Here is a 24,027-nt window from a genome sequence, read left to right as displayed (position 1 = left end):
GATCTTACCAGCCAGGCAGGTCAGGGAATGTTTCGGCAAATACGTTAAGTGATGCGCGGGCTTGGGCCGCGCATCAATCGTCTTTGAAGAAGATGTCCTGCGAAGCCGATGGGTTGCCGGGTCATAGCCCGGCGACGACAGAATTGCGTTCGCCTCAGTTTTGTTCCGGCCGGTAGAGCCGCATCGGGTTTGCCACCAGGAGCTTGTATTGTGCTCCGGCGTGGCGGCGGCGTGCGGCATGAAATCGACCGGCACGCCGTCGTCCGGCATGCGGTCTTACGGGTCGAGGTGCGGCCAGTCCGTGCCCCGGAGGACGTCGTCGCTGCTCTCGCAGGACGACGTCATGGCTTTCGCTTCTTCGATTCGATCGCGCCGAGTATCCGGTCCGCCTCGGTGCGCCAGTCGGCGCTGCGCGCAAAGCCTTTGCTGCCGCGCTCACCGAATAGTCCTTCATCGGCGAGATCGGCGATCCATGCCTGCCGCTCGGCGGTGCCGGAGGACGACCACGGCTCAAGCCCGATCTCGCGCACGGTCTGCGCGACCTCGCGCACCTCTTCGCTGCGGCGGCGGCCGTGCTCGATGACGCGCTGGAAGAAATACGCGCCCTGCTTTTCCCAGTCGATGCCGGGAAACGTCTCCTTCAGCGAGGCGAGCACCGCATCCTCCACGCCATAGGCGCGCGCGGTGGTAAAGCTCTCGATCACCATCGCCTCCAGCCCCTTGATCATCACGCTGCGACACATCTTCACGGCCGAAGCGACGCCGAGCTTGTCGCTCGCGACCGTGGCGGCGAATCCGAGCTGGTTCAGCAACGGTGCTAGCGCCGATGCACTGCTGCCGCCCAGCAAAAGCGGCACCTTGATCCGATAGGGCGGCACCGATGTCATCACCGCGCCCTCGACATAGCGCCCGCCGGCGGCATCGATCATGCCGGCGGCGCGCTGCTTGGCGCCGGGCGAGGCCGAGTTGAAGTCGAGATACCACGCGCCTTTCTTGACGGTGTCTGCGCAGGCTTTCGCCACCGGCACGGCCTGGCTCGCGGTCACCGCCGAGACGATGAAATCCGATTGCGCGGCAAGGTTCGCATGCGAAGCCGTCAGCGTCACGCCAAGCTGCCTGGCGTGATCGCGCAACGCCCGGCCGCTCTGATCGCTGCGCAGCTTGATGTCGTAGGCCGCGACATTGATCTCCTGCTTGCGCAGGTCCTCGGCGAGGATGCGGCCGACCTCCCCATAGCCGATCAGGCCGACATTCCACTGCTTGGGCTCGGTTGCGGGCGCACTCATGTTTGTCAGCCTTTCAGCATTCCCTGCGCGGTCACTGCTTCGGAATACGGGCCTTGTCGATCACGGCCCGCCACTTGTCGATGTCGGATTTCAGCCGGTCCTCGATCGCTTCGGGCGTGCTTGCCTTGGCTTCGATGCCGAGGGCGAGCATCTTCTTCCTGATGTCGGGATCGCTCAACACCTCCTGCAACGCGGAATTGAGCGTCTTGATGATCTCGGGCGGCGTGCCGGCGCGGGCGAAAAGCGCATTCCAGGATACGACGTCGTAGCCCGCCACTCCCGCTTCCTGCGCGGTCGGCAGCTTCGGCGTGCTTTCCGAGCGGGTCGCGCCGGAGGACGCAAGCGCGCGCAGCTTGCCAGCCTCGATATTGCCCTGGAGTACCGAATAGCTGTCGATCACCAGCGACACGTTGCCCTGGAGCAGCGCGACTTCCGCCTCGTGGTTGCCGCGAAACGGCACGAGCGTGAAGTCGATATTGGCCGCGGTCTTGAACAGTTCGGCGGACAGGTTCTGCGTCGAGCCGACATTGATGGTGCCGACATTCAACTCGCCCGGCTTGGCCTTGGCCGCAGCAATAAAGTCGCCGAGCGTCTTGAATCCCGAGGAGGCGCTGGTGACGAAGGCGAAATCGAAAAATCCAAGGCTCGAGATCGGGGTGAAATCCTTCACCGGGTCGAACGGAAGTTTTTCGAACAGCGACACGCTGACCGCCGTGCCGTTGGTCAGGAGGATCAGCGTATAGCCGTCGGCTGCCGAGCCGAGCGCCTGCCGTGCGGCGATAATGCCGCCGGCGCCGGGCTGGTTCTCGACATAGAAGCGCTGGCCGAGCTTTTCCGAAAGCTTGTCCGCCACGATGCGTGAGGTGGAATCCGCAACGCCGCCTGCCGCAAATGGCACGACGATGCGGACGGGACGCTCGGGGTATTTGGCCTGCGCCGATGCCGGAAGCGTCAAGGCGGCGAACAGCACGGGAAGGGACGCCAGCAAATGGCGGCGCGGGACACGATCGGATATCTTCATCACGCGGCGCACGATAGTTGGGCAAACGGGATCATTCAATCCGTCCGCGGCGGGACAGGTATGTTTTTGCCAACGGGGAGCGCGGATGTCGTCCGACCGGGTCTGGCGGCCGATCGCCCCGTGGAGTCCGTCCTTGCATTGACACGCCGGCTGCTCCGGCCTGTACTGTCGCCAGGGGACCAAGGGAGGGAAGCGTGCCTGATTTCAATCGACGTGACGCGCTGAAAATGTCCGCCGGCTTCGCCGCCGCTGCCGCCGGCGGATTTTCCTGCATCGAGCTTTCAAAGGCTGCTCCGATCGAGGTGCCGGTCATCGACAAGCTCAGCGTACGGGTGATCGTCGACAGTTCCAGCGATATATTCTTCAAGCCTGCGCAAGTTGCGGGCGTCAGGACCGAGGCCGGCCGCTCGTCGAATTCGTTGCGGCCGCTGCACAGCGAATGGGGTCTGTCGCTATACCTCGAGCCGCAGCGCGGCGACACCAGGCGCACGCTCCTGCTTGATTTTGGCTGGACGCCCGAAGCCATCAACGGCAACATGGAATTGCTCAAGGTCGACCCATCCAAGGTCGACGCACTGATCATGAGCCACGGCCATTGGGACCATCTCGGCGGCATGATGGGCTTTCTCGACAGGCATCGCAAGTCGATGCCGGCGGACCTCACGATCTATGCCGGCGGCGAAGACAATTTCTGCCAGCGCTATAGCAGGAATGGTCAGGGCGATCTCAGCGACTACGGGATGCTCGATCGCCGTGACCTCGCCAAGCGCGACGTCAACGTTGTCTTGTGCGAAACGCCGACGGTGATCGGCGATCTCGCTTTCACGACCGGAAAAATCAAGCGCAATTCGATCGAAAAGGTGCTGCCGAACACGCTGGTCGAGTTCAAGCAGAAGGACGGCGCCGGCTGCAACTGGAGCCATTATTTGCCGGCGGAGATGGAAGGCAAGATCGTTCCTGACGAGCACATCCATGAACACGCGACCTGCTTCAACCTTAGGGACAAAGGCCTTATCGTCATCTCGTCCTGCGGTCACGTCGGCATCGTCAATTCCGTGCGGCAGGCGATGGAGGTCTCGGGCGTTGATAAGGTGCATGCCATCGTGGGCGGCTTCCATCTCGGGCCCGCGCCGACGGACTATCTGAAACTGGTCGTTGCCGAGATCGCAAAATTAAATCCCGACGTCGTGATCCCCATGCACTGCAGCGGCCTCAATTTCACCGAGGAGGCGCAGCGGCAGATGCCGGGCAAGGTGCTGACAACCACCACCGGCACCCGCATCAGCTTCGGCATTTGAGCGGTGTCCCCGCGGGAAGCAAAAGCCTGGCGGCTTTTCCTTGCGCTGCTGGCCTTTGGCATCTCGGCCGAAATGGCTTGCGCAGACGATAGCACACCGGACCAGGCCGCCGCCGCGCAGATGATGGACGACCTGATGTATGGCCGAACTCAAGTCGGCGGCCCGTTCACGCTCCTCGATCCGGCGGGCCGGGCGCGCAGCGACCGCGACTTCCGTGGCAAGCTGATGATCGTCTATTTCGGCTACACATTTTGCCCGGACGTCTGCCCGGCCGACCTGATGGCGATTACGCAGGCCCTCGACGCGCTGGGACCTCTGGCCAATGGCGTGCAACCGATCTTCATCACCATCGACCCCGAACGCGACACCAAGGTACTGGCTGAGTATATTTCAGCGTTTCACAAGAGCTTCATCGGACTGACCGGCACGCCCGAGCAAATCCGGAAGGTCGCCAACGCCTACAAGGCGTTCTATGCCAGGCGGCCGCCGACGGCCGACGGCGAATACGCCATCGATCACACCGGTGTCATCTATCTGGTCGGCCGGCAGGGCGAATATCTCGGGTTCATGCCGCCGCAGACGGATCCCGGAAAGCTGACCGAAGTTTTGCGCAAATACCTCGCGAAGTAGCAGAAGCCTTACATCAACCTTACAGCGCGCGCTTCTGTTAACCTCGGCCGCGACGACAAGCTTGTCGTTAGCGGCAAAAGGGCCCAAAGCTGGCGCTTGCGAATCGTCAGGCTCCTGCGATGCGTCTACTGGTGATCGAAGACAATGCAGTGTTGTCCGAACTGCTCGCCAAGGGCTTGCGGGCGGCGGGCTATGAGGTCGATCTGCTCGCGACCGCTTCGGAAGCGCGCGCTGTGCTGATGACGACTACCTACGCCGCGATCATTCTCGATCTCGGCCTGCCGGACGGCGACGGCCTCGCTATCCTGCGTGAGCTGCGCCATCGCAAGGACTCGACTCCCGTGCTGGTGCTCACCGCGCGTGGCGGCTTGCAGGATCGCGTCTCGGGCCTGCGCTCGGGTGCCGACGATTACATGGTGAAGCCGTTCGCTCTGGAAGAGTTGGTGGCGCGACTGGAGGCGCAGTTGCGCCGGCCCGGCCAGCAGCTCGGCAATTCGCTGCACATCGCCAATCTCGAATTCGACCTTCGCGGTCGGCAGGCGCTGATCGACAATCAGCCGCAGGTGCTGTCGTCGCGCGAAACGGAGGTTCTCGAACTTCTGATGCGCAGCAAGGGCCGGGTGGTCTCGAAGAAGCAGGTCGAGGATCATATCTTCGGCCTCTCCGGCGACGTCGCTTCCAACGCCATCGAGGTCTATGTTCACCGCCTGCGCAAGCAGCTGTCCGACCGCGGCGCAAAGGTGACGATCCATACGATCCGCGGTGTCGGCTATCTGATCGCCGAGGAAAAGCGTGATCCGGTTTGAATCGATCATCTCGCGCATCGTGATCCTGCATGTGATCGCGGTGGCGATCACGTCGGTTCTGATGTCGGTGGCTCTGTCGTGGCTGCTCAGTGTTGCGACCAACAACATCCACAACGACGCGATGGAGGAGCAGGCGGTATCGCTCGCGGAGCATCTCGGCCTTGATGCGGACGGCCAGCTTTCGCTGCACCTGCCGCCCAACCTTCAGGGGCTCTACTCCCAGCCGTACGGACGATATTCCTATGCGGTCGTCGACCAGGCCGGCAAGACGCTGTTCTCTTCTCTGAAGGACAATGCGCCGGTCTTTGCCGCCGATCCGCGCTCGGCCACGGTCGAGTTTCTGGAGACCAATAGCGGTGATGCTGCCATCTCAGGCGCCAGCGTCCGCCGCATCGTCGGCGGCAGGACGGTGTGGGTACAGGCGGCCGAAGACCTCGCCAACAGCGACGTGTTGACCGACGACATCGTCAACGATTTCTACCGTCACGTCGGCTGGATCACGCTGCCGATCCTGCTTCTGCTTCTGGTGATCGATATCGCGATCTTCCGTCGCGCGCTTTGGCCGCTGCGGCAGGCTTCCGAAACTGCACAGCAGATCACGCCGGCCCGCACCGACATTCGCCTGCCGCTCAAGGAAATACCGAGTGAGGTGCGTCCGCTGGTGTCGGCGATCAACAAGGCGCTCGACCGCCTCGATGAAGGCTTTCGGCTCCAACGCGAATTCACCGCCGATGCGGCCCATGAACTGCGCACGCCACTTTCCATCCTGCGCACCCGTGTCGAGACGCTCGACGATCCCCACGTTGCGAAAGCACTGCTTCAGGACATCGAGGCGATGAGCCGGGTGGTTGGCCAGTTGCTCGACATCGCCGAGCTCGAAGCCTTCGCAATCGATCCTGCCGAGGTCGCCGATCTGCAGGCCGCCACGGCCGAAGTGGCCGGCTTTGTCGCGCCGCTGGCGCTCGAACAGGGTCGTGAAATCGAACTTCTGGGTACGACCGCGCCGGTGCTGGTCAAGGGCAATGCCGAGATGATCAAGCGGGCGATCCGCAACCTCGCCGAAAACGCCATCCGCCATACGCCCAGGGACACCGTGGTGGAATTCGTTGTCGAGGAGAGCGGCACGGTGTCGGTGCAGGACCGTGGCCCCGGCATTTCGGGCGAGGAGCGCGAGCTGATCTTCCACCGCTTCTGGCGGCACGACCGCAACAGCCAGGGCAGTTCGGGATTGGGTTTGTCCATCGTGCAGCGGATCGCTGAATTGCACGGGGCCACCGTCGAGGTGGAGAACCGGCCGGCGGGCGGCGCATGCTTTTCCCTGCACTTTATCTCGGCGGCGCCGTACCCGAAGAGTTGAGAGCTTGACGCCGGCTTCTCCTGCGCGAAGATGTTCCGGACTTATGAACGGATGCCACTCATAGGAGCATCCGTCGTTGCCGGAGGAAATACCCCATGCATCGTTTGTTTGCGGCGGCCGTTATCACCACGGCCTGCCTGTTCTCGGCTGGCACCAGCGCCTGCGCGCAGGATTCGAGCCAGCCGGTCACCGTCGTGACCTATGCCGAAGTCGCGCCCGCCAAGGCGATGGAGGCGCGCAAGCTTATCGCTGCCTATGCCGCCGCCGCCCGCAAAGCCGATGGCGCCGCGCAGATCGACGCCGGCCAGCGGATTTCCGATGCAGGGCATTTCGCACTCGTCGAGCAGTGGAAGTCGTTGGCGGCCAAGCAGGCTTTTGCCTCGACAGAGGCTTACACGAAATTTCGTGCGGCGCTCGATCCGTTGCGCAGCGCAGCCTATGACGAGCGGATTCATGTGGCGCTGTCGGTCGGCCCGATGAGGCCGCTCCGCACTGGCGAGATCCTGGTGCTCACCCATGTCGACGTGGTTCCGACCCAGGTAGAGCCGGGCACGGCTAAGGTAAAGGCTTTTGTCGAAGAAGGCAGGCATGCGCCCGGCAATCTGCGGTTCGACGACAATGTTCAGGCCAACCGGAAGAACCACTTCACGGTGGTCGAGGCCTGGAGGTCGCAGGCCGACAAGGATGCCTGGATCTCGTCGACGGCGGTACGCACCTTCCGCGAACAATTGCAGCCGATGGGCGGCGCGCTTTACGACGAGCGCGTGTTCAAGGTGCTCTAATCGCTTTAGTCGGAACCGGTGCCGACCGACGGTCGCGCGATGTTGCCGGCCTGCTTCAGCACCAAACGCAATTCCGGGCGTCAGCGATCTTTGCGAGCGCTCATCGGGTGGAACCCGAAATCGTCGGGTCTGTCGCACTCTTTCGAGTTCCCGCCGGGTTCCATGCGCGCCTGGACCGCAGTTTCACGGGGCATCGCCCACCGCATAAACTCCTGGTTCCCTCCGATGTCAGGTTGTCTGTCGATTGAATTTACGCAGCATTCACACCGGGACGCGTAGGCTTCGCTGCCGGACGCAGATCCGAAAGCGGAATGTTTCATGTTCAAGGTTTACAACTGTATCGCCACGGCACATGACCTGAAGCTTGTCGGCCTTGCCGCTTTCGTCTGCCTGCTCGCATCGATCTCGGCGATCAGGCTGTTGCGTTATGCCCGCGCTGCCGAAGGGCGGATGCGAGAGCTCTGGCTGGCGGTTTCGGCGATATCGACCGGCTTTGGGATCTGGGCAACCCACTTCGTCGCCATGCTGGCGTTCTCGCCGGGCATTCCGAGCGGCTATAACATTGCGCTGACGGTGCTGTCGCTGATCGCCGCAATCCTGCTGACAGGAGTCGGACTGGCGGTATCGTTAATCAAAGACTGGCGCCATAGCGCCTGGATCGGCGGCGCCATCGTCGCCGGCGGCATCGCAGCGATGCACTATCTGGGAATGGCCGCCTTCGAGATCGCGGGCATCGTGGTCTGGGATCCCGTGCTGGTGGCGGCCTCGATCGTGTTGGGTGCCGTGATCGGAGCGGTCGCGCTGCCGGTCGGCCTGCACGGCGAGCATGAGGGATGGAAGCTTGGCGGCGCGCTGTTGCTGGCGCTTGCCATCCTCAGCCATCACTTCACCGCCATGGCCGCGGTTTCGATCATTCCGGACCCGACCATCGTGGTTTCACAGGACTTGCCGACCGGGTTGCTCGCCGTCGGCGTGACGATGGCAAGCCTTGCGATCCTCGGGCTGTCGACGGCCGGCGTCGTAATCGACGTCCGCGACCACCGTCGCACGGAGCGCGAGACCGACCGGATGCGCGATCTGGCGGACGCGTCCGTCGAGGGGTTACTCGTTTGCGATGGACATACGATCGTCTCGGCGAACAAGAGCTTCTCCGAACTTGCCGGGGCGGCGGCGAACAGCCTGGTCGGCCGCAAGCTGGAAAGCTGCTTTCCCGATTCTGCGGCGCGCTCGAAGCTCATGGCGCGGCCCCATCACGCCATCGAAACAGAGCTGCGTCATCGCGACGGCTCGATGAACCCGGTCGAATTGATCATGCGGCCGATCATCTTCGCCGAGCGGCCTCATCACGTCATCGCGGTTCGCGACCTGAAGGCGCGCAAGGACGCGGAGCAGCACATCGAGTTCCTGGCGCACCATGATGCGCTGACCCGGCTGCCGAACCGTGCATTCTTCAACGTCCGCGTCGATCAGGAAATCGCGGGCCTTGCGCCGGGCAGGAGCCTCGGCGTCATGTGCCTGGATCTCGACCGCTTCAAGGAGATCAATGATCTGTTCGGCCATGCCGCCGGCGACCGTGCCTTGCTGTCCTTTGCCTCGCGCGTGAGTGGCTTGCTGGTCGACGGCCAGATGATGGCGCGGCTCGGCGGTGACGAATTTGCGATCCTTGCTGCCGAACATTTCGGGACCCGCGGCTGCCGGCCGGCTCGCCGAAACCATCCTTGAAGCGCTTCGCGACGCCAGCGACGCCCCGGAAGTGCCGATCGCGACCTCGATCGGCATTGCGCTCAGCCCGGATGATGCGGACGATCGCCAATCGCTGATGAGCCACGCCGACGTCGCGCTCTACCGTGCCAAAAAGGAGGGCCGCGGCACCTATCGCTTCTTCGAAGCAAAAATGGGCGCCGAGGTGCGCGACCGCCGTCAACTCGACCATGATCTGCGGCTGGCGATTTCCCGCGACGAATTGTGGCTGGCCTACCAGCCCCAGCTCGATATTCGCCACGGAAAAGTCGTTGGCTTTGAGGCTCTGGTGCGCTGGAGGAGCCCCTCGCGCGGCGAGATCTCGCCGGGCGTTTTCATTCCGGTCGCGGAAGAAACCGGCGCGATTCTGCAGATCGGCGACTGGGTGCTGAAGGAGGCGTGCCGCGAGGCTGCCAGCTGGAAGATGCCGCTGAAGGTCGCGGTCAACGTTTCTGCCGTGCAACTGCACAACGCTTCCTTTGCCCAGGAACTGCATCAGATCCTGATCGAGACCGGCCTGTCCGCGAAGCGCCTGGAGATCGAGATCACCGAGACGGCGCTGGTGCGCGATCTCAATCGTACGCTGGCGACGCTGCGCCAGGTCAAGGCGCTCGGGGTCGAGATCGCGATGGACGATTTCGGCACCGGCTACTCGTCGCTCTCCAACCTGCGCGCCTTTCCCTTCGACCGGATCAAGATCGACCGCTCCTTCATCAAGCAGGTCAACTCCAACCAGCAGGCCGCCACGATCGTCCGCGCCGTGCTGGGTCTCGGCAAGGGATTGGGGCTGCCGGTCATTGCAGAGGGCGTGGAGACCGACGAGGAGCTGCGTTTCCTTCAGGAGGAAAGCTGCGACGAAGTGCAGGGCTACCTGCTGGGCAGGCCCGCCTCGATCGACAGCTTCCGCCAGTATACGCATCTGGAAGCCGGCCTGCCGCCGGCGGCCTCCGACAAACGCGTTGCGAACGGCTAAGCCCGCTTTTCTCCGGTCGCCTGGCTGTCGCAATTGGCGACGATACTCTGTAGGAATGGGCCGATAGCCTTACCTTCAGAGTGGCGGCCCGTGACTGAACAAGAAATCCCCACATCCGAGGTGCGGCAAGCACCGCAGGGCAGCATGCCGGCCCTGGCGCTGACCGCCCTCGGCATCGTCTTCGGCGATATCGGAACCAGTCCGCTCTATACGTTCAAGACGGTGCTCGGCACGACCGACACGCCGTCCGACCCGGCCACGGTGCTCGGCGCGCTGTCGCTGGTGCTGTGGACGCTCTTCCTCATCACCACGGTCAAATACGTCTCCTTCGCCATGCGTGTCGACAATGACGGGGAGGGCGGCATTCTCGCGCTGATGGCTCTGCTCGGCGTCAAGAAGCACCACCGGCCGACCATCGTGGCGGTCGGCCTGTTCGGCGCCGCGCTGATTTACGGCGACGGAGCGATCACTCCGGCAATCTCGGTGCTGTCGGCACTCGAAGGCCTGAACATGGCGACGGCCAGCTTCCAGCCATACGTGGTGCCGTCAGCGGTTGCGATCCTGCTTGTGTTGTTCGCAATCCAGTCGCGGGGCACGGCTGCGATCGGTCACTTCTTCGGTCCGGTAATGCTGGTCTGGTTTTTCGCGATGGCGCTGCTCGGGGCGTGGGGCATCGTGGGCCACCCGCAGGTGTTTGCCGCGCTCAATCCGGAGTACGGGCTGTCGTACCTGGTCTCGCATGGCATGACAGGCTTCCTGGTGTTGGGAGCGGTGTTTCTCTGCGTCACTGGCGCGGAGGCGCTTTATGCCGACATGGGGCACTTCGGCAGCCGGCCGATCAAGCTCGCCTGGTTTGCCATCGTGTTTCCGAGCCTGATCCTCAACTATGCGGGCCAGGCGGCGCTGGTGCTCGAGGGCACGCCGACCGACGGCAACATCTTTTACCGGCTGTGCCCCGGGCCGCTGCTGTTGCCGCTGATCGCTCTGGCGACCGTTGCCACCATCATCGCCAGCCAGTCGATCATCACCGGCGCCTTCTCGATGACGCGGCAGGCGATTCAACTCGGCTGGTTGCCGCGGCTCTATGTCAAGCAGACCTCGTCCGAAGGTTACGGCCAGATCTATGTCGGCGTCGTCAACTGGCTGCTGATGCTCGTCACCGTGGGCCTGACCGTCCTGTTCGGCAAATCCGATCATCTCGCCGCCGCCTACGGCATCGCCGTTTCCGCCACCATGCTGATGACCTCGGCGCTGCTCTTCATCGCGATGCGCGATATCTGGAGATGGAGTATGATCGCGGCCGGAGCCGTCGCGGGCTGCTTCCTGGTGGTCGACAGCGCCTTCTTTCTTGCCAATCTCACCAAGATCGCGGAGGGCGGCTATGTGCCGCTCCTGCTCGCCATTACGGTCTACGGCGTGATGTGGACCTGGCACCGCGGTGCGGCGGCCGTGCAACAGCGCATGCACGAGCAACTGATCCCGATCGACAAGTTCATGGCGCGCATCAAGGATGCGGGGGTGCCGCGCGTGCCCGGCACCGCGGTTTTCCTGACGCGAGCCGAGCGCGACACGCCGCCGGTGATGCAGTGGCATGTCAAGCATAACCGCGCCCTGCACGAGCATCTGTTCGTGCTGCGTGTCGATATCAGGTCAGTGCCGTGGACATCACCCGGCGGCCGCCTCAGCATCGCTGAAGTCGCACCGAATTTCTGGCGTGCCGAGGCGCATTTCGGCTTCATGGAGCGGCCGCACATTCCGGAGCTGCTCGCTGCTGCCAGGTCGCTCGGCTGCACGGTCGATCTTTCCGACGTCACTTACTATGTCGGGCATGAAACCGTGATCGGCCGCGAGGACAACATGGGCCTGCCGGCATGGCAGGCAAAGCTCTTCATGGTGATGGAGCGCAATGCGGTCCACGTCAGCGACTTCTTCAGCCTGCCGAACGACCAGGTGGTCGAAATCGGAAGACAGGTAGCGATCTAGGGAACGCGAGAATTTGTTAATCCGTCGCCCGAAGGGCGAGCCAGGATCTCGAAATTCCGGGTCTGGTGCTGACGCGTCAGGCCGGAACGACCGAACAGGTTCCGGATTGCTGCGCCGGCGCTCGCACCCTACCGCCTCACGCCTCGCGCCATGCAGGCGCCGCCGGAGCATTTCAGGGTCGGCGAAGACCCGACAACCGTGTTGGTCTTCATCTTGTTCGGCGGCGTGAAGACGGGGTGCGGCGACGTATTGCCCACGGTCTGACCGAGCGGCCTGACCGCACCGACTGAACCGGGCCCCGGCGCGCCTGGTCTGTTGGCGAGGTTGATGGCCGGGGTGGGCGGTTTCGGGGGAGAGGGCGCGTAGGCCCGAACGCTCGCCCCGCCGACGACCGGCGCGGGCTTGGCCACGCCGCCGATCCTGTTCTGCTGGTTCCTGGCGCCGCCCAGCGTGCTTTGCGCGTCAGCCGACGGGACCTCAGCCATCGTTATGCCAAGCGCCGCCGTCAGCAGGAGCCCGATCGTCATTTTGCTGGTCATGGTGGCCTCGCAACATCCTGCGGCTTCGTCGCGACCATAGGTAATCCCGTCGCAGGATTAAGCCAAGACACGGATTTGCTATCTACGGCTATGTTGACGGTCGTCGATTTGACACGTCGGGCAAATCAGCGGCATAGGTCCATCATCGCTGTACCTCAGCCGCCGCCATTCCGGAGCCGCGGCCTTTTCCTGACCATCATCGCATCAAACAAAGCGGAGGCCCGCATGGCCGCTGCCGCCTGCCTGATCGCGCTTGCGATCGGCGGACTGACCCTCATCGTGCTGTGGGAGATTTTCGCGTGAGTGCGATCGTCATTTCATTTGTGCCGCGCCCGCGCGGCCGCAGTCCCGATCACGCGCCGGTTCCGTTTCGCTCGCCGGCACAGCCTGACGATCTCGTCATGGACCACGCCGATACCGCGCCATGCGAATATTCGCCGTGGTGCGATGCCGGCCCCGTCGGTCCCGAACCCGCCTGACGCCGCTGCCGAAAGAAGAACCCGAAATGCCAAAAGCCGTCACCGAAATCCGCTCGCTCGCGCGTTCTCATACCCGGACCGCGCTGAACGTGCTCGTCGCCGTGATGCGCAGCACCAAGGCGACGCCTCCGGCACGCGTGGCCGCGGCGAATGCCATCCTCGACCGCGGCTGGGGCAAGCCGACGCAGGCGCTTTCCAACGACGAGAGCGCGCTGGAGCTGATCCATCGCATCGAACGTGTCATCGTGCATCCCGGCCATGAAAACGCTGAAAATTCCCACGGCGAAGATCTTTGAACCGCTGCTGGCGCCGGCCCGCTACAAGGCGTTGTTCGGAGGACGAGGATCGGGCAAGTCGCACTTCTTCGGAGAACTGTTGATCGAAATCTGCGAAGCCGAACGCGGCACGCTGGCGGTCTGCATCCGTGAATCGCAAAAGACGCTGGCGCAATCCTCCAAGCGGCTGCTCGAAAGCAAAATCGGGAAGCTCGGACTTTCGCATCGCTTCAGGATCTATAGCGACCGCATCGCGACGCCCGGCGACGGCCTCATCATTTTTCGCGGCATGGCTCATCAAGCGATGATCCGAGATCATCAAGAGATGACGCAGGAAGCGTGAAGCCATGGCCGAAATGAGCGAGGACGCCATTCGCACGCTCGTCGCGGAAACCCTTGGCGAACAGCAAAGGATCCATCACGGTGATATCGATGCCGTGGTCGATCGCGCGATTACCACTGTGCTGGCCTCCTTTGGCATCGAGGAAGACGACAGGCGCGAGCTCCGCGCCGACTTTCAGCATTTAAGACGTTGGCGCAAAAGCGTCGAACAAGCGCAGGGCTTTACCTTCAAGGCCGTCATCAGCGTCATCGTCGCTGGCATTCTCGGCGCGGTGTGGCTCGGCATCAAGGCCACCCTCGGCAAATGATCGATATCGTTTGGCTGGTGATCGGTCTGCTGGCATCGTCACCTGCAGATGTCATTCCGTGCCCGGTCATCAAGCGCGCCGTCGCGCAATACGGCGAGGCTTCGGCCGAGGCCTGGGCACGCTCCAAGGGCTTTTCAAACAAGGATGTCGAGCGGGCCAGGCGATGTCTCAAATCATGACTCTCTACAGGGTTCGCGAAGTGGACGAACACGACGACGATGTCGCAGGGATCCTGACCGAATTGCACCGTCTGACCTTCTTCAGCGGCGCTCCCATCCCGCAGTTTGATTGGGGCCATTGGTGGCTTGCTTACGGCGGTGCGACGCCGGTTGCCTTCGCCGGCGTCATACCTTCGACACATGTCCGCAACGCCGGATATTTCTGCCGGGTCGGCGTGCTACAACCTCACCGGGGCCATTGTCTTCAGTTGCGGCTGATGCGGGCCATGAAAGCGCGGGGCCGGTGCAACGGCTGGCGCCGCGTGGTTTCCGATACGACCGCCAACGTCCCCTCTGCTAACAACTTCATCCGGGCTGGATACCGGATGTTTCGCCCCTCTGTGCCATGGGCATTCCCTGACACCCTCTACTGGCAGAAGGATATCGCCGAGCCTTCCACTCATGGCACCCATTCGAAAAGACGATAGCAGCAGCGTGACGACGCTGACTTCCGTTGGAAGGATCGCACAGGGCCGTATACAATTGCCCATAAAGATCCGACGTAAACGACCAACGGGAAGGAACGCGCCGATCATGACTGGACGACCGAAACTGCCGGGCCACCTGCCGCGAGAGAAGGGAGCTCCCACCGCCCTGGACGGTCTCCTGGTCGTTGATTTTACCCGCGTTGTTGCCGGTCCCGCCTGCACGCAGACGCTTGCCGATTTCGGCGCCAATGTCATCAAGATCGAAAATCCCGAAGGCGGCGACGACACGCGGCACTATGAACATGCCGATCTCGCCGGCGAGAGCGCGGCGTTCATCAGCCTCAACCGTAATAAGCGAGGCATTGCGCTCGATCTCACCAAGCCGGAAGCTTGCGCGATAGCGCATGAGCTGATCGCGAAGGCAGATGTGGTCGTCGAGAACTTCTCCGCGGGCGTGATGAAAAAATATGGCCTCGACTACGCGTCGGTGGCGCCGCGCAATCCACGGCTGGTCTATTGCTCGATCTCGGCCTACGGCCGCAAAGGCCCGTTCGCATCGCGCCCTGGTTTCGATCCGATCACCCAGGCCGAGAGCGGCTTCATGTCGCTCAATGGCTTTCCGGATGGTCCGCCGGTCCGGACCGGTCCGCCCGCGGTCGATATGCTGACGGGCATGTCGGCGTGTAATACCATTTTGCTGGCGCTGCTTGCCCGCGACAAGCTCGGCCGCGGCCAGCACGTTGAGGTGGCGCTGTTCGATATGGCGCTCGCCATGACACAATTCTACGGAATGGCGTATTTGATGAGTGGCGTGAATCCGAGCCGCCAGGGAAACTCGCCAAACGGCTCGCCTTCGGTCGGCGTTTATCACGGTTCCGATGCGCCGTTTTACATTGCCTGTGCTAACGACCGTCTCTATCGCCGCTTGGTGGTCGAGGTGTTGAACCGTCCCGATCTCGTCAGCGGGGAATTCGGCGATCGCCGCTCGCGCACCGCCAACAGGGAAAAGCTGCGCGCGATTTTGACCGATGTGTTTGCGCAGGATACCCGCGAGAACTGGGTCACGAAGATGAAGGCAGCCAACGTCCCGGTCGGCTATCTGCGCACCGTGGAGGAAGCCTTCAACTCGCCGGAGGCACGCGAACGTCACCGGGTCAGCGAGATTCCGCATCCCAAGGCCGGCAGTGTTCCGAACATCGAATCACCGCTCAATATGTCGGTGACACCCGCCATCGATCCCGTCGCTGCACCCTTGTTGGGCCAGCACACCAGGGAGGTGCTGCGCGAGACGCTTGGCTACGACGAGACGAAGATCGCCGCGCTGTCGGGGGCGGGCGTCTTCGGCAAGGTATTGGTCGCCGCCGGCTGACTTGCCTGACAAATCATCTGAAATGAAAAGCCCGGTGGCCGTTCGGCCGCCGGGCGCTTTTTCGTTTCTGGACCATGATGCTCCAGCTTTCGAGAGATCGCAGGGGCGTGTATTCTGGCATTCATGGCCGGCGCTATAATAAATGTGTCGCGCCAGCGTTCCCGCGCGGCCGACCTATCCCTCTGTTTCATCATCTCAAGGAGTAATTCTCATGACCCATGCCATCCGCTTTCACAAGACCGGCGGCCCCGAAGTTCTGGTTTGGGAGGAAGTCAATGTCGGCAAGCCGGGGGCGGGGGAAGCGCGCATTCGTCACACGGCCGTCGGGCTCAATTTCGTCGACATTTATAATCGCTCGGGCCTTTACCCGCTGCAATTGCCGAGCGGTCTCGGCGGCGAGGGCGCCGGCGTCGTCGAGGAGGTCGGGCCTGGCGTCACCGACCTGAAGCCGGGCGATCGCATCGCCTACGGTGCGGCGCCCCTCGGTGCCTATGCCGAGGCGCGGCTTATTCCGGCCGAACGCCTGCTGAAGCTACCTGACGGTATCGACGACAAGACCGCAGCCGCAATGATGCTGAAAGGCCTCACCGTGCAGTATCTCATTCGCCAGACCTATCACGTCAAAGCGGGCGACACGATTTTGCTTCATGCAGCCGCCGGCGGCGTCGGCCTCATTCTGTCGCAATGGGCAAAACACCTCGGCGCCACGGTGATCGGTACGGTCGGCAACGACGAGAAGGCCGCGCTCGCCAAGGCGCATGGCTGTGCGCACACCATCGTCTATTCGCGCGAAGACTTCGTGAAGCGGGTCGACGAAATCACCGGCGGCAAGAAGGTGCCTGTCGTTTACGATTCGGTGGGCAAGGACACTTTCCTGAAGTCGCTGGATTGTCTCGCGCCGCTCGGTATTGCCGCCCTGTTCGGCCAATCTTCTGGAGCGGTCGAGCCGCTCAACCTTGGACTTCTGGCCCAGAAGGGATCGCTCTACGTTACGCGCCCGACGCTCAACACCTATGCCGCGAAAACAGAAAACCTTCGCGCCATGGCGAAGGAATTGTTCGACGTTGTAGCTTCCGGCGCGGTGAAGATCAATGTCAACCAGACTTATCCGTTGAAGGATGCGGCGAAAGCGCATGCCGATCTCGCCGCGCGCAAGACCACGGGATCTACCGTGTTCCTGGTGTAGGGCGCGATGGCCCGCGTCCTCATTCCGCTGCCGGCGCGCGATTTCGATCCGAGCGAAGCCGCAATTAGCTGGCAGGTGCTGTCGAACGCGGGCCACGCCGTTACGTTTGCGACGCCGGGCGGCGGACCGGCGGCCGCCGATGAGATGATGTTGTCAGGAGAGGGGCTCGACCCGTGGGGCGCCATTCCGCTATTGCGGAAATTGCCTCTGATCGGTCTTTTGATGCGGGCCAATCGCAACGCACGCAATGCGTACGCCGCGATGCTCGCCGATCACAACTACGCCCGCCCGTTGCGCTGGGATGCAGTCGATGCTTCCGCATTCGACGGCCTGCTCCTGCCCGGCGGCCATCGCGCACGCGGCATGCGCGAGTATCTCGAGAGCGAAGCGCTTCAGCGGTGCATTGCGGACTTCTTTGAGGCGCAAAAGCCGGTGGCGGCGATCTGCCATGGCGTCCTGTTGGCCGCGCGAAGCATCTCAAAAAAAACGCGCCGATCCGTGCTTTATGGCTACAGGACCACCGCGCTGACCTGGGCGCTGGAGAAGAGTGCCTGGAAAGTTGCCCGCGTCACACGGTTCTGGGACCCGAACTACTATCGGACCTATCTTGAAAAGCCCGGCGAGCCGGACGGCTACATGTCGGTGCAGCAGGAAGTGATGCGGGCCCTCGCGCATCCGGAAGACTTTCTCGATGTTCCCAAAACCGATCCGGATTACCGCCGAAAAACCTCCGGCTTGCAGCGCGACACTTTGGAGAACGCGCGGCCGGCCTTTGTCGTGGCGGATCGCAATTATGTTTCGGCGCGCTGGCCGGGCGACGTTCACACCTTTGCGAAGACCTTCGCCAGCCTGTTGAGATAGTGAGCGTAAGATGGCGAGGCGAAGGTCGAGGGCGATAATCTATTTTGCCGCGAATGCTGTTCAGGTCGGCGGTTTGCCGCCCTGGCTGAACATGGAGTTCCAATGAGCATCAAGGTTTACGGCTTCTGGCGTTCGATTGCGTCCTTTCGCATCCGCGTGGCCCTTAAATTGAAGGCGCTTGCCTTCGAGGAAATCTCGATCGACATCCTTCATGGCGAGCAGTTTGAGCACGGTTATGATGCGATCAATCCCGAGCATGTCGTGCCGACCTTTATCCATGACGGACATACGCTGTATCAGTCGCTGGCGATCATGGAATATCTTGACGAGATCAAGCCGAACCCGCGGCTGTTGCCGGATGACGTCAGGGAGCGGGCCTATGCGCGATCGCTGGCGCTAATGACGATTGCGGATTCTCATCCGCTGATCGTGCCGCGGGTGCGCAAGCATCTCGCCAATACGTTCGGTGCAGACGCCGCGGCGATCGAGGAGTGGGGCGCGCATTGGACCGGGGAGGGTCTTGCGACCTATGAGCGATTGCTGGCGCGCCGGAATCCGGCGCCCTTTGCCCTCGGCAAGGAAGCGGGCCTTGCCGATATCTGCATCGCCGGCCATGTGGTCGGCGCGCAATATCTGAGGATCGCTATCGATGCTTATCCGCTGGTAAAGCAGCTGTCGGACCGCTGCTTCCAGCTGCCGGAATTTTCGAGCTCACATCCGTTCAAGCAGCCCGACTACCAAGCTGCAGGCGGCCAGCATTAGGCGCTGGTTTCAGCGCCAAGACGGGCCTGCCCGACGGAAAGAGGTCGCCAGCCGCGCACCATTAAACATCAAGCCCGAGGATGCGCGCGGCGTTGCCGCCCGCAATCTGCGCCAGTGTCGCTTCGTCCATGCCTTGCACGCCTGCGACATGGCCAACGGGATTATATTCGCCCATGTCGAACGGATAGTCGGTTCCCATCAGGATGCGGTCGGGCCCGAATACGTCGATCAGATAAGCGAGCTGGTGATAGCTGAACACCACCGTGTCGAGATATACCTGCCGCAAATAGGTCGTCGGCGGCAGCGGCAGCTCGCCATGCGAGTCCTTTCGTGCGCCCCAGGCATGGTCGACGCGACCCGAGTAGGCCGGCAGGAAGCCACCGCCGTGAACGGCCATCAGCTTCAGGTCAGGGAAGCGCGCCAGCGTCCCCGAGAAGATAAGGTTGTGCAGCGCCAGCGACGTGTCGAGCGGATTGCCGAACACGTTGTTGAAATAGAAGTGCGTCAGCCGCTCGCCGTGGGTGAACCCGTTCGGATGCATCATGATAAAGGCGCCACGTTCTTCGGCGCGCGCAAAGAACGGTCGGAATTTTGGATCGGATAATTCCTGGCCATCGACATTGGTCAGGATTTCGACGCCCTTCAACTTCAACTCGTTCATGATGTAGTCGAGTTCGCGTACCGCAAGCTCCGGCTCCTGCAACGTGACGACGCCAAGGCCGACGAACCGGTCCGGTTTGCGCGCGCAATATTCCGCCACGCCGTCGTTGGCCATGCGATGCGCCTTTTCGGCGATCTCGGGTTTGACCGAGTAGTAACATTGTGGCGGCGCCGGCGCGACGACCTGGATATCGATGCCCATCTTGTCGAGATCGTGCAGGCGGCGGTCAATCGTCGTCATGACCTCGGCGACGTCCTTTTCCTGTTGCGCATTGATCTCCTTGGTCAGGTCGTCGGCGAAATGCGCGAGCGGTATGCGCTTCAGGTCGACATGCGGCTGTGCCAGCTTCGCGGCCTGCGGCACCACGATGTGGGCGTGAATGTCGATCGTGACGGAAGATGGCCGCCGCGCCAGGCCGTCGGCATCGTTGTTGCGTGCGGCGGTGAGGCCATAGCGGTTTTTGGCGTCGATCATGGAATGAGCTCTGTTGTTTGGTTGGACAATAGATTGCTGGTGTTTGTTTTCGGATCAGGATTTTGGCTTGCGCCGGGTCCAGTGGACGGAGACCGTCGTCGCATCGGCTTCACCCAACCCATCCCTTTCCGCTTCCTCAAAACAGGCCAGCGCGCTTTTCGCAACCGGCAGTTCGGCATTGATCGAAGCGGCAAATTGCACGGCGGTGGCGAGATCCTTTTTCGCAGCTGTGATGCCGAAGGCGGTCTCGCCGAGCGGCGCACCTCCGAGAACCTTGGCGATATTCGGACCGCGAGCCTTCATGGCGCCGGTCGCGCCGTTGGTGTCGGAGAGGATGTCGATCAGACGTTCGGGCGGCAGGTTGAGCGGTTTGCAGATCGTCAGCGACTCGCCGAGCGCTTGCCAATAGACCAGGAGCGGCAGGTTGACGGCCAGTTTCAGCGTTGAGCCGGCGCCGATGGGCCCGACATGTTCGATCCTGCGGCAGAGTTGCTCCAGCAGGGATCTTGCGCGTGCGACGTCCGGGTAGGAGCCGCCGACAAGGCCAAACAGCTTGCCTTCCCTCGCCGGAGCCTTGCTGCCGCCGACCGGGCATTCGACAAAGGCTGCGCCCATCTTGGCTACAGCATCGCCGACCGATTTCATCGTCTGCGGCTGGATCGTGCTCATGTCGATCACGAGCTTGCCGTTAAGCTTTGCCTGCAAAAGGCCGTTGGGGCCGCGATAGACGGCTTCGGTCGCAGCGTCGTTGAGCAACATCACGATGGTGACGTCGCAACCTTCCGCGAGTGCGGCCGGAGAGACAAAGGCCTTGGCGCCGGCATCGACCAGCGGCTTTGTCTTCGCCGTATCGCGATTCCACACCCCCACTTCATGTCCGACCGCGACCAACCGCTGTGCGATCGATCCGCCCATTCTTCCCGTTCCACAAACGCCGACCTTCATTTTCTTGATCCTTCTTGGTTAGTGCGCGTGATAGACGCCAAGATGCTGTGCGATCAGCTCTTCGTTGTTCAAAACTTCGTGCGCCTTGCCGGAAAAGACGCAGCGCCCGGTATTGAGAATGACGGCGTGATCGGCGACATCGAGCGCCAGTTGCCGGTTCTGTTCGACCAGAACGATGGATTGGCCTTCATCCTTCAGCCGCTTGATGATGCGGCCGACCTCGGCCACGATCAAGGGTGCCAGTCCCTCCGACGGCTCGTCGAGCAGCAGCACGCGAGGGTTGCCCATCAACGCGCGGCCGATCGCAAGCATCTGCTGCTCGCCGCCGGAGAGCGTGCCGGCAAACTGCGCATAGCGCTCCTCAAGCCGAGGGAACAAGGCGAAGATGCGCTCGACATTCCATGGCTTCGTGGTCGCGCGCTCGCGTTGCCGGGCCACGACGAGGTTTTCGCGCACGGTCAGCGATGGAAAGATCCGGCGGCCCTGCGGGACAAGGCCGATGCCGAGGCGCGAAATCCGCTCGGGGCTCAAGCCGCCGATCGGCTCGCCAAACAGGCGGATGTCACCTTCCTTCGGCGTCAGAAAGCCGACAATGGTGGAAATGCAGGTGGTCTTGCCGGCGCCGTTGCGTCCCAACAAGGCCAGCACCTCGCCCTCGCTCAGGGAAAAGCCGACGCCATGCAGGATATGGCTGTCGCCATAGAACGAATGCACGTTGGCAAGGGCGAGAGCTTCAACCGCCAAGGTACACCTCGCGCGTTCGCTCGTCGGCAATCACCTGATCGCGCTCGCCATCGACGATGACGCGGCCGTAATTGAGCAGCGTCACCGTTTCGGCCAGGTCAAGCGCGGTATCCATGTCATGCTCGATCATGACCACGGTCGTGTCTTTCGAGATCGAGGCAACCAGCGCCTTCACGGTGGCGCGCTCGCTGTTGGAAAGTCCGGCAAGCGGCTCGTCCAGCAGCAGAACGCGCGGCTTTTGCGCCAGCGCCATCGCAAGTTCAAGGCGGCGCTTTTCGCCATAGGCGAGTTCGGAGACGGAGTGATGCGCCAGATGCAACAGGCCGACGCTGTCCAGCGTCCGCCGTGCTTCCGTTACCAAATGGCGATAGGTCGAGAGCGGCCGCCACATCTGCCAGCGCGATGGAAGCAGCCCGAGCAGGCCGAGCGTAACATTGTGCTCGAGCGTGTCGCCGCCAAACAGCGTGATGATCTGGTAGGTGCGGGACAGGCCACGATGCGCCCGTTGATAGGGCGAAAGCGCCGTGACGTCTTCGCCGAACAGTCTGATCCGCCCCGAATTGGGCCGCAGGTCGCCGCTGATCTGGTTGAACAGGGTGGTCTTGCCGGCGCCGTTGGGCCCGATGATCAGCCGCCGCTCGCCCGGCCGGACCGACAGCGATACGCCTTGCGTCACTTTCAAGCCGCCGAACGCCTTGTTCAGGGCCGTCACCTCGAGCGCGAGGGTGCTCACGACGGTCGCCTCCACAGCCGCGACGCAAGTTTTTGCAAGCCCGGAACGATCCCCGTCGGCATCACCAGCACGATGAACAGGAACACGAGGCCGAGAAGCATGTTCCAGCGCTCGACATAGGCCGAGGCATAATTCTTCAGGAGCAGCACCAGGGTAGCCCCGACGGCGGGACCCGCGAGAGTGCCGGAGCCGCCGGCAATGACGCCGAGCAGCGCCTCGGCCGAGCTTGTGGTCGAGAGCGAGGTCGGGTGAATATATTTGTTGTAGTACACGTAGAGAAGGCCGGCGATGCCGCCCCAGAAGCCGGCATAGACGAAGGTGATCCAGCGGATCATCCAGGGATTGAAGCCGAGCGCCGCCATTCGGCGCGGCTGGTCGCGGACGCCCTTGAGCGAGGAGCCGAAGGCAGACGACACGAAGATCGTCATCATGACGAAGGCGATGATCGCGGCAAGCAGGGAGAACCAGTAGAAGGCGGCGGGACTCTCCAGCGAAATACCGAACGGGGCAGGGCGGGTCAGGCCTGCAATGCCGTTGTCGCCGTTGGTGATACCCGACATGCGATAGGCCAAGCCCCATAACACCTGCGACAATGCCAGCGTGATCATGAGAAATCCGAGGCCCGTCGCGCGGAGCGCAATTAAACCGAAAAAGGCTGCCATCGCGACCGTTCCCAGAATGGAAATCAGCGCGGCGGCGCCATGACCGAAGCCGTAGCGCGTGGTCATGAGCGCGGAGAGGTAGGCGGCGACGCCGAGATAGGAGGCATGGCCGAGCGAGGTCATGCCACCGAACCCGACGAGCAGGTTGAGGCTGAGCGCGAAGATCGCTGCGATAAAGATCTGGCTCGCGAGGTTGACGTAGAAGTCGCCCGCGACAAAGGGCAGGAGCAACGCCACCGCGGCGAACAGAGCGAGGGCGATCCACTTCATGTGCCGAGACGTCCGAACAGGCCCTGCGGGCGGAACGCAATGACGAATATCATCGGCAGAAACAGGATGATGTAGGCGAGTTCGGGAAACAGCACCGTGCCGAACGTATAGATGAAGCCGATGATGAAGCTGCCGATGAAAGCGCCGAACAGACTGCCGATGCCGCCGAGAATGACGACGATCAGCGCGAGCGGCAGCATGTCGGCGTCGAGTCCCGGATAGGCGGAGAGGATGGGCCCGCCGAGCACGCCTGCTGCGCCGGCAATGCCTGCACCCAGGCAGAACACGATGGTGAACAGGCGTGAAACCGGAATGCCTACCGCGCGCGCCATCTGGCGATCGTCGACGCCGGCGCGGATCATCGCGCCCAGCCGCGTGCGGTCGATCAGGATATAGAGCCCGATCGCCGTGGCGATGGCGATTGCGACCAGCACCAGCCGATAAGTTGGAAATACGAAGCCGAACAGCCGCGTCGGAGCCTGCAAATTGTGCGGCGTCGGCACTGGAATGGAGTCGCCGCCCCACAGTACCAGGCATGCATCCGAAATGATGAAGGCCATGCCGAGCGTCACCAGCACCTGGCCGAGGGGATTGGTTTTCAGCCTCGTCAGCACCAGCCGCTCGAACAGGCCACCGAGCGCGGCGACGATGATGCCGGCGCCGATTGCAGTGACCCAGAGATTGAGCCCGCTATAGTCGCGTAGCGCGATTGCACCGAAATAGGTGCCGAGCATGAAGAACGCGCCGTGAGTCAGGTTCGCCAGCCGCATCAGGCCGAAAATCAGCGAGAAGCCCGAGGACAGCAGAAACAGCAGGCCCCCGAGCGATAGGCTGTTGAGACCCTGGATGATCCAAAACTGCATCTAGCGTCTCAGTGCGTCCTGCTGGCGGATTC

The 24,027-nt window shown here is 62.6% G+C and carries 26 protein-coding genes and 1 pseudogene; 18 read left to right on the top strand and 9 right to left on the bottom strand.

The window, feature by feature from the left end:
- Positions 1 to 341 precede the first annotated feature (341 nt).
- Both NEZ08_RS12585 and NEZ08_RS12580 read right to left on the bottom strand, forming a co-directional pair.
- Positions 342 to 1,286: an NAD(P)-dependent oxidoreductase gene (locus tag NEZ08_RS12585; protein WP_298107249.1), complete on the bottom strand. Its 945-nt coding sequence runs from the start codon at positions 1,284 to 1,286 to the stop codon at positions 342 to 344.
- 31 nt (positions 1,287 to 1,317) lie between these two features.
- Entirely contained in the window at positions 1,318 to 2,307 is a 990-nt protein-coding gene (locus NEZ08_RS12580) for a tripartite tricarboxylate transporter substrate binding protein (protein WP_298107247.1), read from the bottom strand.
- A 227-nt stretch (positions 2,308 to 2,534) separates the two neighbouring features.
- Here NEZ08_RS12580 and NEZ08_RS12575 point away from each other — a divergent pair, with 227 nt between their 5' ends.
- The 7 genes and pseudogenes from NEZ08_RS12575 to NEZ08_RS12545 all read left to right on the top strand — a co-directional run bounded on the left by NEZ08_RS12575 (position 2,535) and on the right by NEZ08_RS12545 (position 11,876).
- The gene (locus NEZ08_RS12575; RefSeq protein WP_298107264.1) at positions 2,535 to 3,605 is read left to right on the top strand and encodes an MBL fold metallo-hydrolase; all 1,071 of its coding nucleotides are present in this window, start codon (positions 2,535 to 2,537) and stop codon (positions 3,603 to 3,605) included.
- 3 nt (positions 3,606 to 3,608) lie between these two features.
- Complete coding sequence (locus NEZ08_RS12570) at positions 3,609 to 4,235, top strand: SCO family protein (RefSeq protein WP_298107246.1); 627 nt, start codon at positions 3,609 to 3,611, stop codon at positions 4,233 to 4,235.
- 119 nt (positions 4,236 to 4,354) lie between these two features.
- A complete protein-coding gene (locus NEZ08_RS12565) occupies positions 4,355 to 5,041 on the top strand; it encodes a response regulator transcription factor (protein ID WP_298107244.1) in 687 nt (228 codons plus the stop codon).
- Positions 5,028 to 6,398, top strand: coding sequence for an ATP-binding protein (locus NEZ08_RS12560; RefSeq protein WP_298107243.1), 1,371 nt, complete (start codon positions 5,028 to 5,030; stop codon positions 6,396 to 6,398). The genes NEZ08_RS12565 and NEZ08_RS12560 overlap by 14 nt, the downstream gene beginning before the upstream one ends.
- Before the next feature lie 95 nt (positions 6,399 to 6,493).
- Positions 6,494 to 7,180: an antibiotic biosynthesis monooxygenase gene (locus NEZ08_RS12555; RefSeq protein WP_298107241.1), complete on the top strand. Its 687-nt coding sequence runs from the start codon at positions 6,494 to 6,496 to the stop codon at positions 7,178 to 7,180.
- A gap of 318 nt (positions 7,181 to 7,498) precedes the next feature.
- A pseudogene (locus NEZ08_RS12550) lies at positions 7,499 to 9,893 on the top strand (EAL domain-containing protein).
- Between the two features lie 144 nt (positions 9,894 to 10,037).
- Positions 10,038 to 11,876, top strand: a complete 1,839-nt coding sequence (locus tag NEZ08_RS12545) for a KUP/HAK/KT family potassium transporter (protein ID WP_298107262.1) — start codon at positions 10,038 to 10,040, stop codon at positions 11,874 to 11,876.
- Positions 11,877 to 12,004: 128 nt separating this feature from the next.
- Here the strand turns inward: NEZ08_RS12545 and NEZ08_RS12540 are convergent, their stop codons facing one another.
- Positions 12,005 to 12,415, bottom strand: a complete 411-nt coding sequence (locus NEZ08_RS12540; protein ID WP_298107239.1) for a hypothetical protein — start codon at positions 12,413 to 12,415, stop codon at positions 12,005 to 12,007.
- Positions 12,416 to 12,508: 93 nt separating this feature from the next.
- Here NEZ08_RS12540 and NEZ08_RS12535 point away from each other — a divergent pair, with 93 nt between their 5' ends.
- The 11 genes from NEZ08_RS12535 to maiA all read left to right on the top strand — a co-directional run bounded on the left by NEZ08_RS12535 (position 12,509) and on the right by maiA (position 18,643).
- On the top strand, positions 12,509 to 12,718 hold the full coding sequence (locus NEZ08_RS12535) for a hypothetical protein (protein WP_298107238.1): 210 nt from the start codon (positions 12,509 to 12,511) through the stop codon (positions 12,716 to 12,718).
- Positions 12,715 to 12,894: a hypothetical protein gene (locus tag NEZ08_RS12530; protein WP_298107236.1), complete on the top strand. Its 180-nt coding sequence runs from the start codon at positions 12,715 to 12,717 to the stop codon at positions 12,892 to 12,894. Before NEZ08_RS12535 ends, NEZ08_RS12530 begins: the two co-directional genes overlap by 4 nt.
- Positions 12,895 to 12,920: 26 nt before the next feature.
- The gene (locus NEZ08_RS12525) at positions 12,921 to 13,190 is read left to right on the top strand and encodes a hypothetical protein (RefSeq protein ID WP_298107235.1); all 270 of its coding nucleotides are present in this window, start codon (positions 12,921 to 12,923) and stop codon (positions 13,188 to 13,190) included.
- Positions 13,153 to 13,512, top strand: a complete 360-nt coding sequence (locus tag NEZ08_RS12520; RefSeq protein ID WP_298107234.1) for a phage terminase large subunit — start codon at positions 13,153 to 13,155, stop codon at positions 13,510 to 13,512. Before NEZ08_RS12525 ends, NEZ08_RS12520 begins: the two co-directional genes overlap by 38 nt.
- A gap of 4 nt (positions 13,513 to 13,516) precedes the next feature.
- Positions 13,517 to 13,819 (top strand): hypothetical protein, encoded by a 303-nt coding sequence (locus NEZ08_RS12515; RefSeq protein ID WP_298107233.1) that lies wholly within the window; start codon positions 13,517 to 13,519, stop codon positions 13,817 to 13,819.
- On the top strand, positions 13,816 to 13,998 hold the full coding sequence (locus NEZ08_RS12510; RefSeq protein WP_298107232.1) for a hypothetical protein: 183 nt from the start codon (positions 13,816 to 13,818) through the stop codon (positions 13,996 to 13,998). Before NEZ08_RS12515 ends, NEZ08_RS12510 begins: the two co-directional genes overlap by 4 nt.
- Positions 13,995 to 14,465, top strand: a complete 471-nt coding sequence (locus tag NEZ08_RS12505; RefSeq protein ID WP_298107231.1) for a GNAT family N-acetyltransferase — start codon at positions 13,995 to 13,997, stop codon at positions 14,463 to 14,465. Before NEZ08_RS12510 ends, NEZ08_RS12505 begins: the two co-directional genes overlap by 4 nt.
- Positions 14,466 to 14,571: 106 nt before the next feature.
- On the top strand, positions 14,572 to 15,834 hold the full coding sequence (locus NEZ08_RS12500) for a CaiB/BaiF CoA-transferase family protein (protein ID WP_298107230.1): 1,263 nt from the start codon (positions 14,572 to 14,574) through the stop codon (positions 15,832 to 15,834).
- Between the two features lie 211 nt (positions 15,835 to 16,045).
- Positions 16,046 to 17,020, top strand: coding sequence for a quinone oxidoreductase (locus NEZ08_RS12495; RefSeq protein WP_298107229.1), 975 nt, complete (start codon positions 16,046 to 16,048; stop codon positions 17,018 to 17,020).
- A gap of 6 nt (positions 17,021 to 17,026) precedes the next feature.
- Positions 17,027 to 17,881: a type 1 glutamine amidotransferase domain-containing protein gene (locus NEZ08_RS12490; RefSeq protein WP_298107228.1), complete on the top strand. Its 855-nt coding sequence runs from the start codon at positions 17,027 to 17,029 to the stop codon at positions 17,879 to 17,881.
- 102 nt (positions 17,882 to 17,983) lie between these two features.
- Positions 17,984 to 18,643 (top strand): maleylacetoacetate isomerase, encoded by a 660-nt coding sequence (gene maiA / locus NEZ08_RS12485; protein ID WP_298107227.1) that lies wholly within the window; start codon positions 17,984 to 17,986, stop codon positions 18,641 to 18,643.
- Positions 18,644 to 18,704: 61 nt separating this feature from the next.
- Here maiA and NEZ08_RS12480 read toward each other — a convergent pair whose 3' ends face one another.
- From NEZ08_RS12480 to NEZ08_RS12455, 6 genes are read right to left on the bottom strand one after another with little or no spacing between them, the layout of a single operon-like run.
- A complete protein-coding gene (locus tag NEZ08_RS12480) occupies positions 18,705 to 19,778 on the bottom strand; it encodes an amidohydrolase family protein (RefSeq protein ID WP_298107226.1) in 1,074 nt (357 codons plus the stop codon).
- 54 nt (positions 19,779 to 19,832) lie between these two features.
- On the bottom strand, positions 19,833 to 20,723 hold the full coding sequence (locus NEZ08_RS12475) for an NAD(P)-dependent oxidoreductase (RefSeq protein WP_298107225.1): 891 nt from the start codon (positions 20,721 to 20,723) through the stop codon (positions 19,833 to 19,835).
- 18 nt (positions 20,724 to 20,741) lie between these two features.
- Entirely contained in the window at positions 20,742 to 21,467 is a 726-nt protein-coding gene (locus NEZ08_RS12470) for an ABC transporter ATP-binding protein (RefSeq protein ID WP_298107224.1), read from the bottom strand.
- Positions 21,457 to 22,200 (bottom strand): ABC transporter ATP-binding protein, encoded by a 744-nt coding sequence (locus NEZ08_RS12465; RefSeq protein WP_298107223.1) that lies wholly within the window; start codon positions 22,198 to 22,200, stop codon positions 21,457 to 21,459. The genes NEZ08_RS12470 and NEZ08_RS12465 overlap by 11 nt, the downstream gene beginning before the upstream one ends.
- Positions 22,197 to 23,132, bottom strand: coding sequence for a branched-chain amino acid ABC transporter permease (locus tag NEZ08_RS12460; protein ID WP_298107222.1), 936 nt, complete (start codon positions 23,130 to 23,132; stop codon positions 22,197 to 22,199). Before NEZ08_RS12460 ends, NEZ08_RS12465 begins: the two co-directional genes overlap by 4 nt.
- The gene (locus NEZ08_RS12455; RefSeq protein WP_298107221.1) at positions 23,129 to 23,995 is read right to left on the bottom strand and encodes a branched-chain amino acid ABC transporter permease; all 867 of its coding nucleotides are present in this window, start codon (positions 23,993 to 23,995) and stop codon (positions 23,129 to 23,131) included. Before NEZ08_RS12455 ends, NEZ08_RS12460 begins: the two co-directional genes overlap by 4 nt.
- Positions 23,996 to 24,027: the final 32 nt, after the last annotated feature.

Source organism: Bradyrhizobium sp., assembly GCF_027451485.1.
Classification (GTDB): Bacteria; Pseudomonadota; Alphaproteobacteria; order Rhizobiales; family Xanthobacteraceae; genus Bradyrhizobium.
Note: the sequence above shows the minus strand (reverse complement) of the source record. Positions and strands in the feature narration are given on the sequence as shown.

Bases quoted from the DNA above. Each gene is read 5' to 3' on its own strand.
- NEZ08_RS12585 (WP_298107249.1), bottom strand. From the start codon at position 1,286: ATGAGTGCGCCCGCAACCGAGCCCAAGCAGTGGAATGTCGGCCTGATC.
- NEZ08_RS12580 (WP_298107247.1), bottom strand. From the start codon at position 2,307: ATGAAGATATCCGATCGTGTCCCGCGCCGCCATTTGCTGGCGTCCCTT.
- NEZ08_RS12575 (WP_298107264.1), top strand. From the start codon at position 2,535: ATGTCCGCCGGCTTCGCCGCCGCTGCCGCCGGCGGATTTTCCTGCATC.
- NEZ08_RS12565 (WP_298107244.1), top strand. From the start codon at position 4,355: ATGCGTCTACTGGTGATCGAAGACAATGCAGTGTTGTCCGAACTGCTC.
- NEZ08_RS12555 (WP_298107241.1), top strand. From the start codon at position 6,494: ATGCATCGTTTGTTTGCGGCGGCCGTTATCACCACGGCCTGCCTGTTC.
- NEZ08_RS12545 (WP_298107262.1), top strand. From the start codon at position 10,038: ATGCCGGCCCTGGCGCTGACCGCCCTCGGCATCGTCTTCGGCGATATC.
- NEZ08_RS12540 (WP_298107239.1), bottom strand. From the start codon at position 12,415: ATGACCAGCAAAATGACGATCGGGCTCCTGCTGACGGCGGCGCTTGGC.
- NEZ08_RS12525 (WP_298107235.1), top strand. From the start codon at position 12,921: ATGCCAAAAGCCGTCACCGAAATCCGCTCGCTCGCGCGTTCTCATACC.
- NEZ08_RS12520 (WP_298107234.1), top strand. From the start codon at position 13,153: ATGAAAACGCTGAAAATTCCCACGGCGAAGATCTTTGAACCGCTGCTG.
- NEZ08_RS12515 (WP_298107233.1), top strand. From the start codon at position 13,517: ATGGCCGAAATGAGCGAGGACGCCATTCGCACGCTCGTCGCGGAAACC.
- NEZ08_RS12510 (WP_298107232.1), top strand. From the start codon at position 13,816: ATGATCGATATCGTTTGGCTGGTGATCGGTCTGCTGGCATCGTCACCT.
- NEZ08_RS12505 (WP_298107231.1), top strand. From the start codon at position 13,995: ATGACTCTCTACAGGGTTCGCGAAGTGGACGAACACGACGACGATGTC.
- NEZ08_RS12500 (WP_298107230.1), top strand. From the start codon at position 14,572: ATGACTGGACGACCGAAACTGCCGGGCCACCTGCCGCGAGAGAAGGGA.
- NEZ08_RS12495 (WP_298107229.1), top strand. From the start codon at position 16,046: ATGACCCATGCCATCCGCTTTCACAAGACCGGCGGCCCCGAAGTTCTG.
- NEZ08_RS12490 (WP_298107228.1), top strand. From the start codon at position 17,027: ATGGCCCGCGTCCTCATTCCGCTGCCGGCGCGCGATTTCGATCCGAGC.
- maiA (WP_298107227.1), top strand. From the start codon at position 17,984: ATGAGCATCAAGGTTTACGGCTTCTGGCGTTCGATTGCGTCCTTTCGC.
- NEZ08_RS12480 (WP_298107226.1), bottom strand. From the start codon at position 19,778: ATGATCGACGCCAAAAACCGCTATGGCCTCACCGCCGCACGCAACAAC.
- NEZ08_RS12475 (WP_298107225.1), bottom strand. From the start codon at position 20,723: ATGAAGGTCGGCGTTTGTGGAACGGGAAGAATGGGCGGATCGATCGCA.
- NEZ08_RS12460 (WP_298107222.1), bottom strand. From the start codon at position 23,132: ATGAAGTGGATCGCCCTCGCTCTGTTCGCCGCGGTGGCGTTGCTCCTG.
- NEZ08_RS12455 (WP_298107221.1), bottom strand. From the start codon at position 23,995: ATGCAGTTTTGGATCATCCAGGGTCTCAACAGCCTATCGCTCGGGGGC.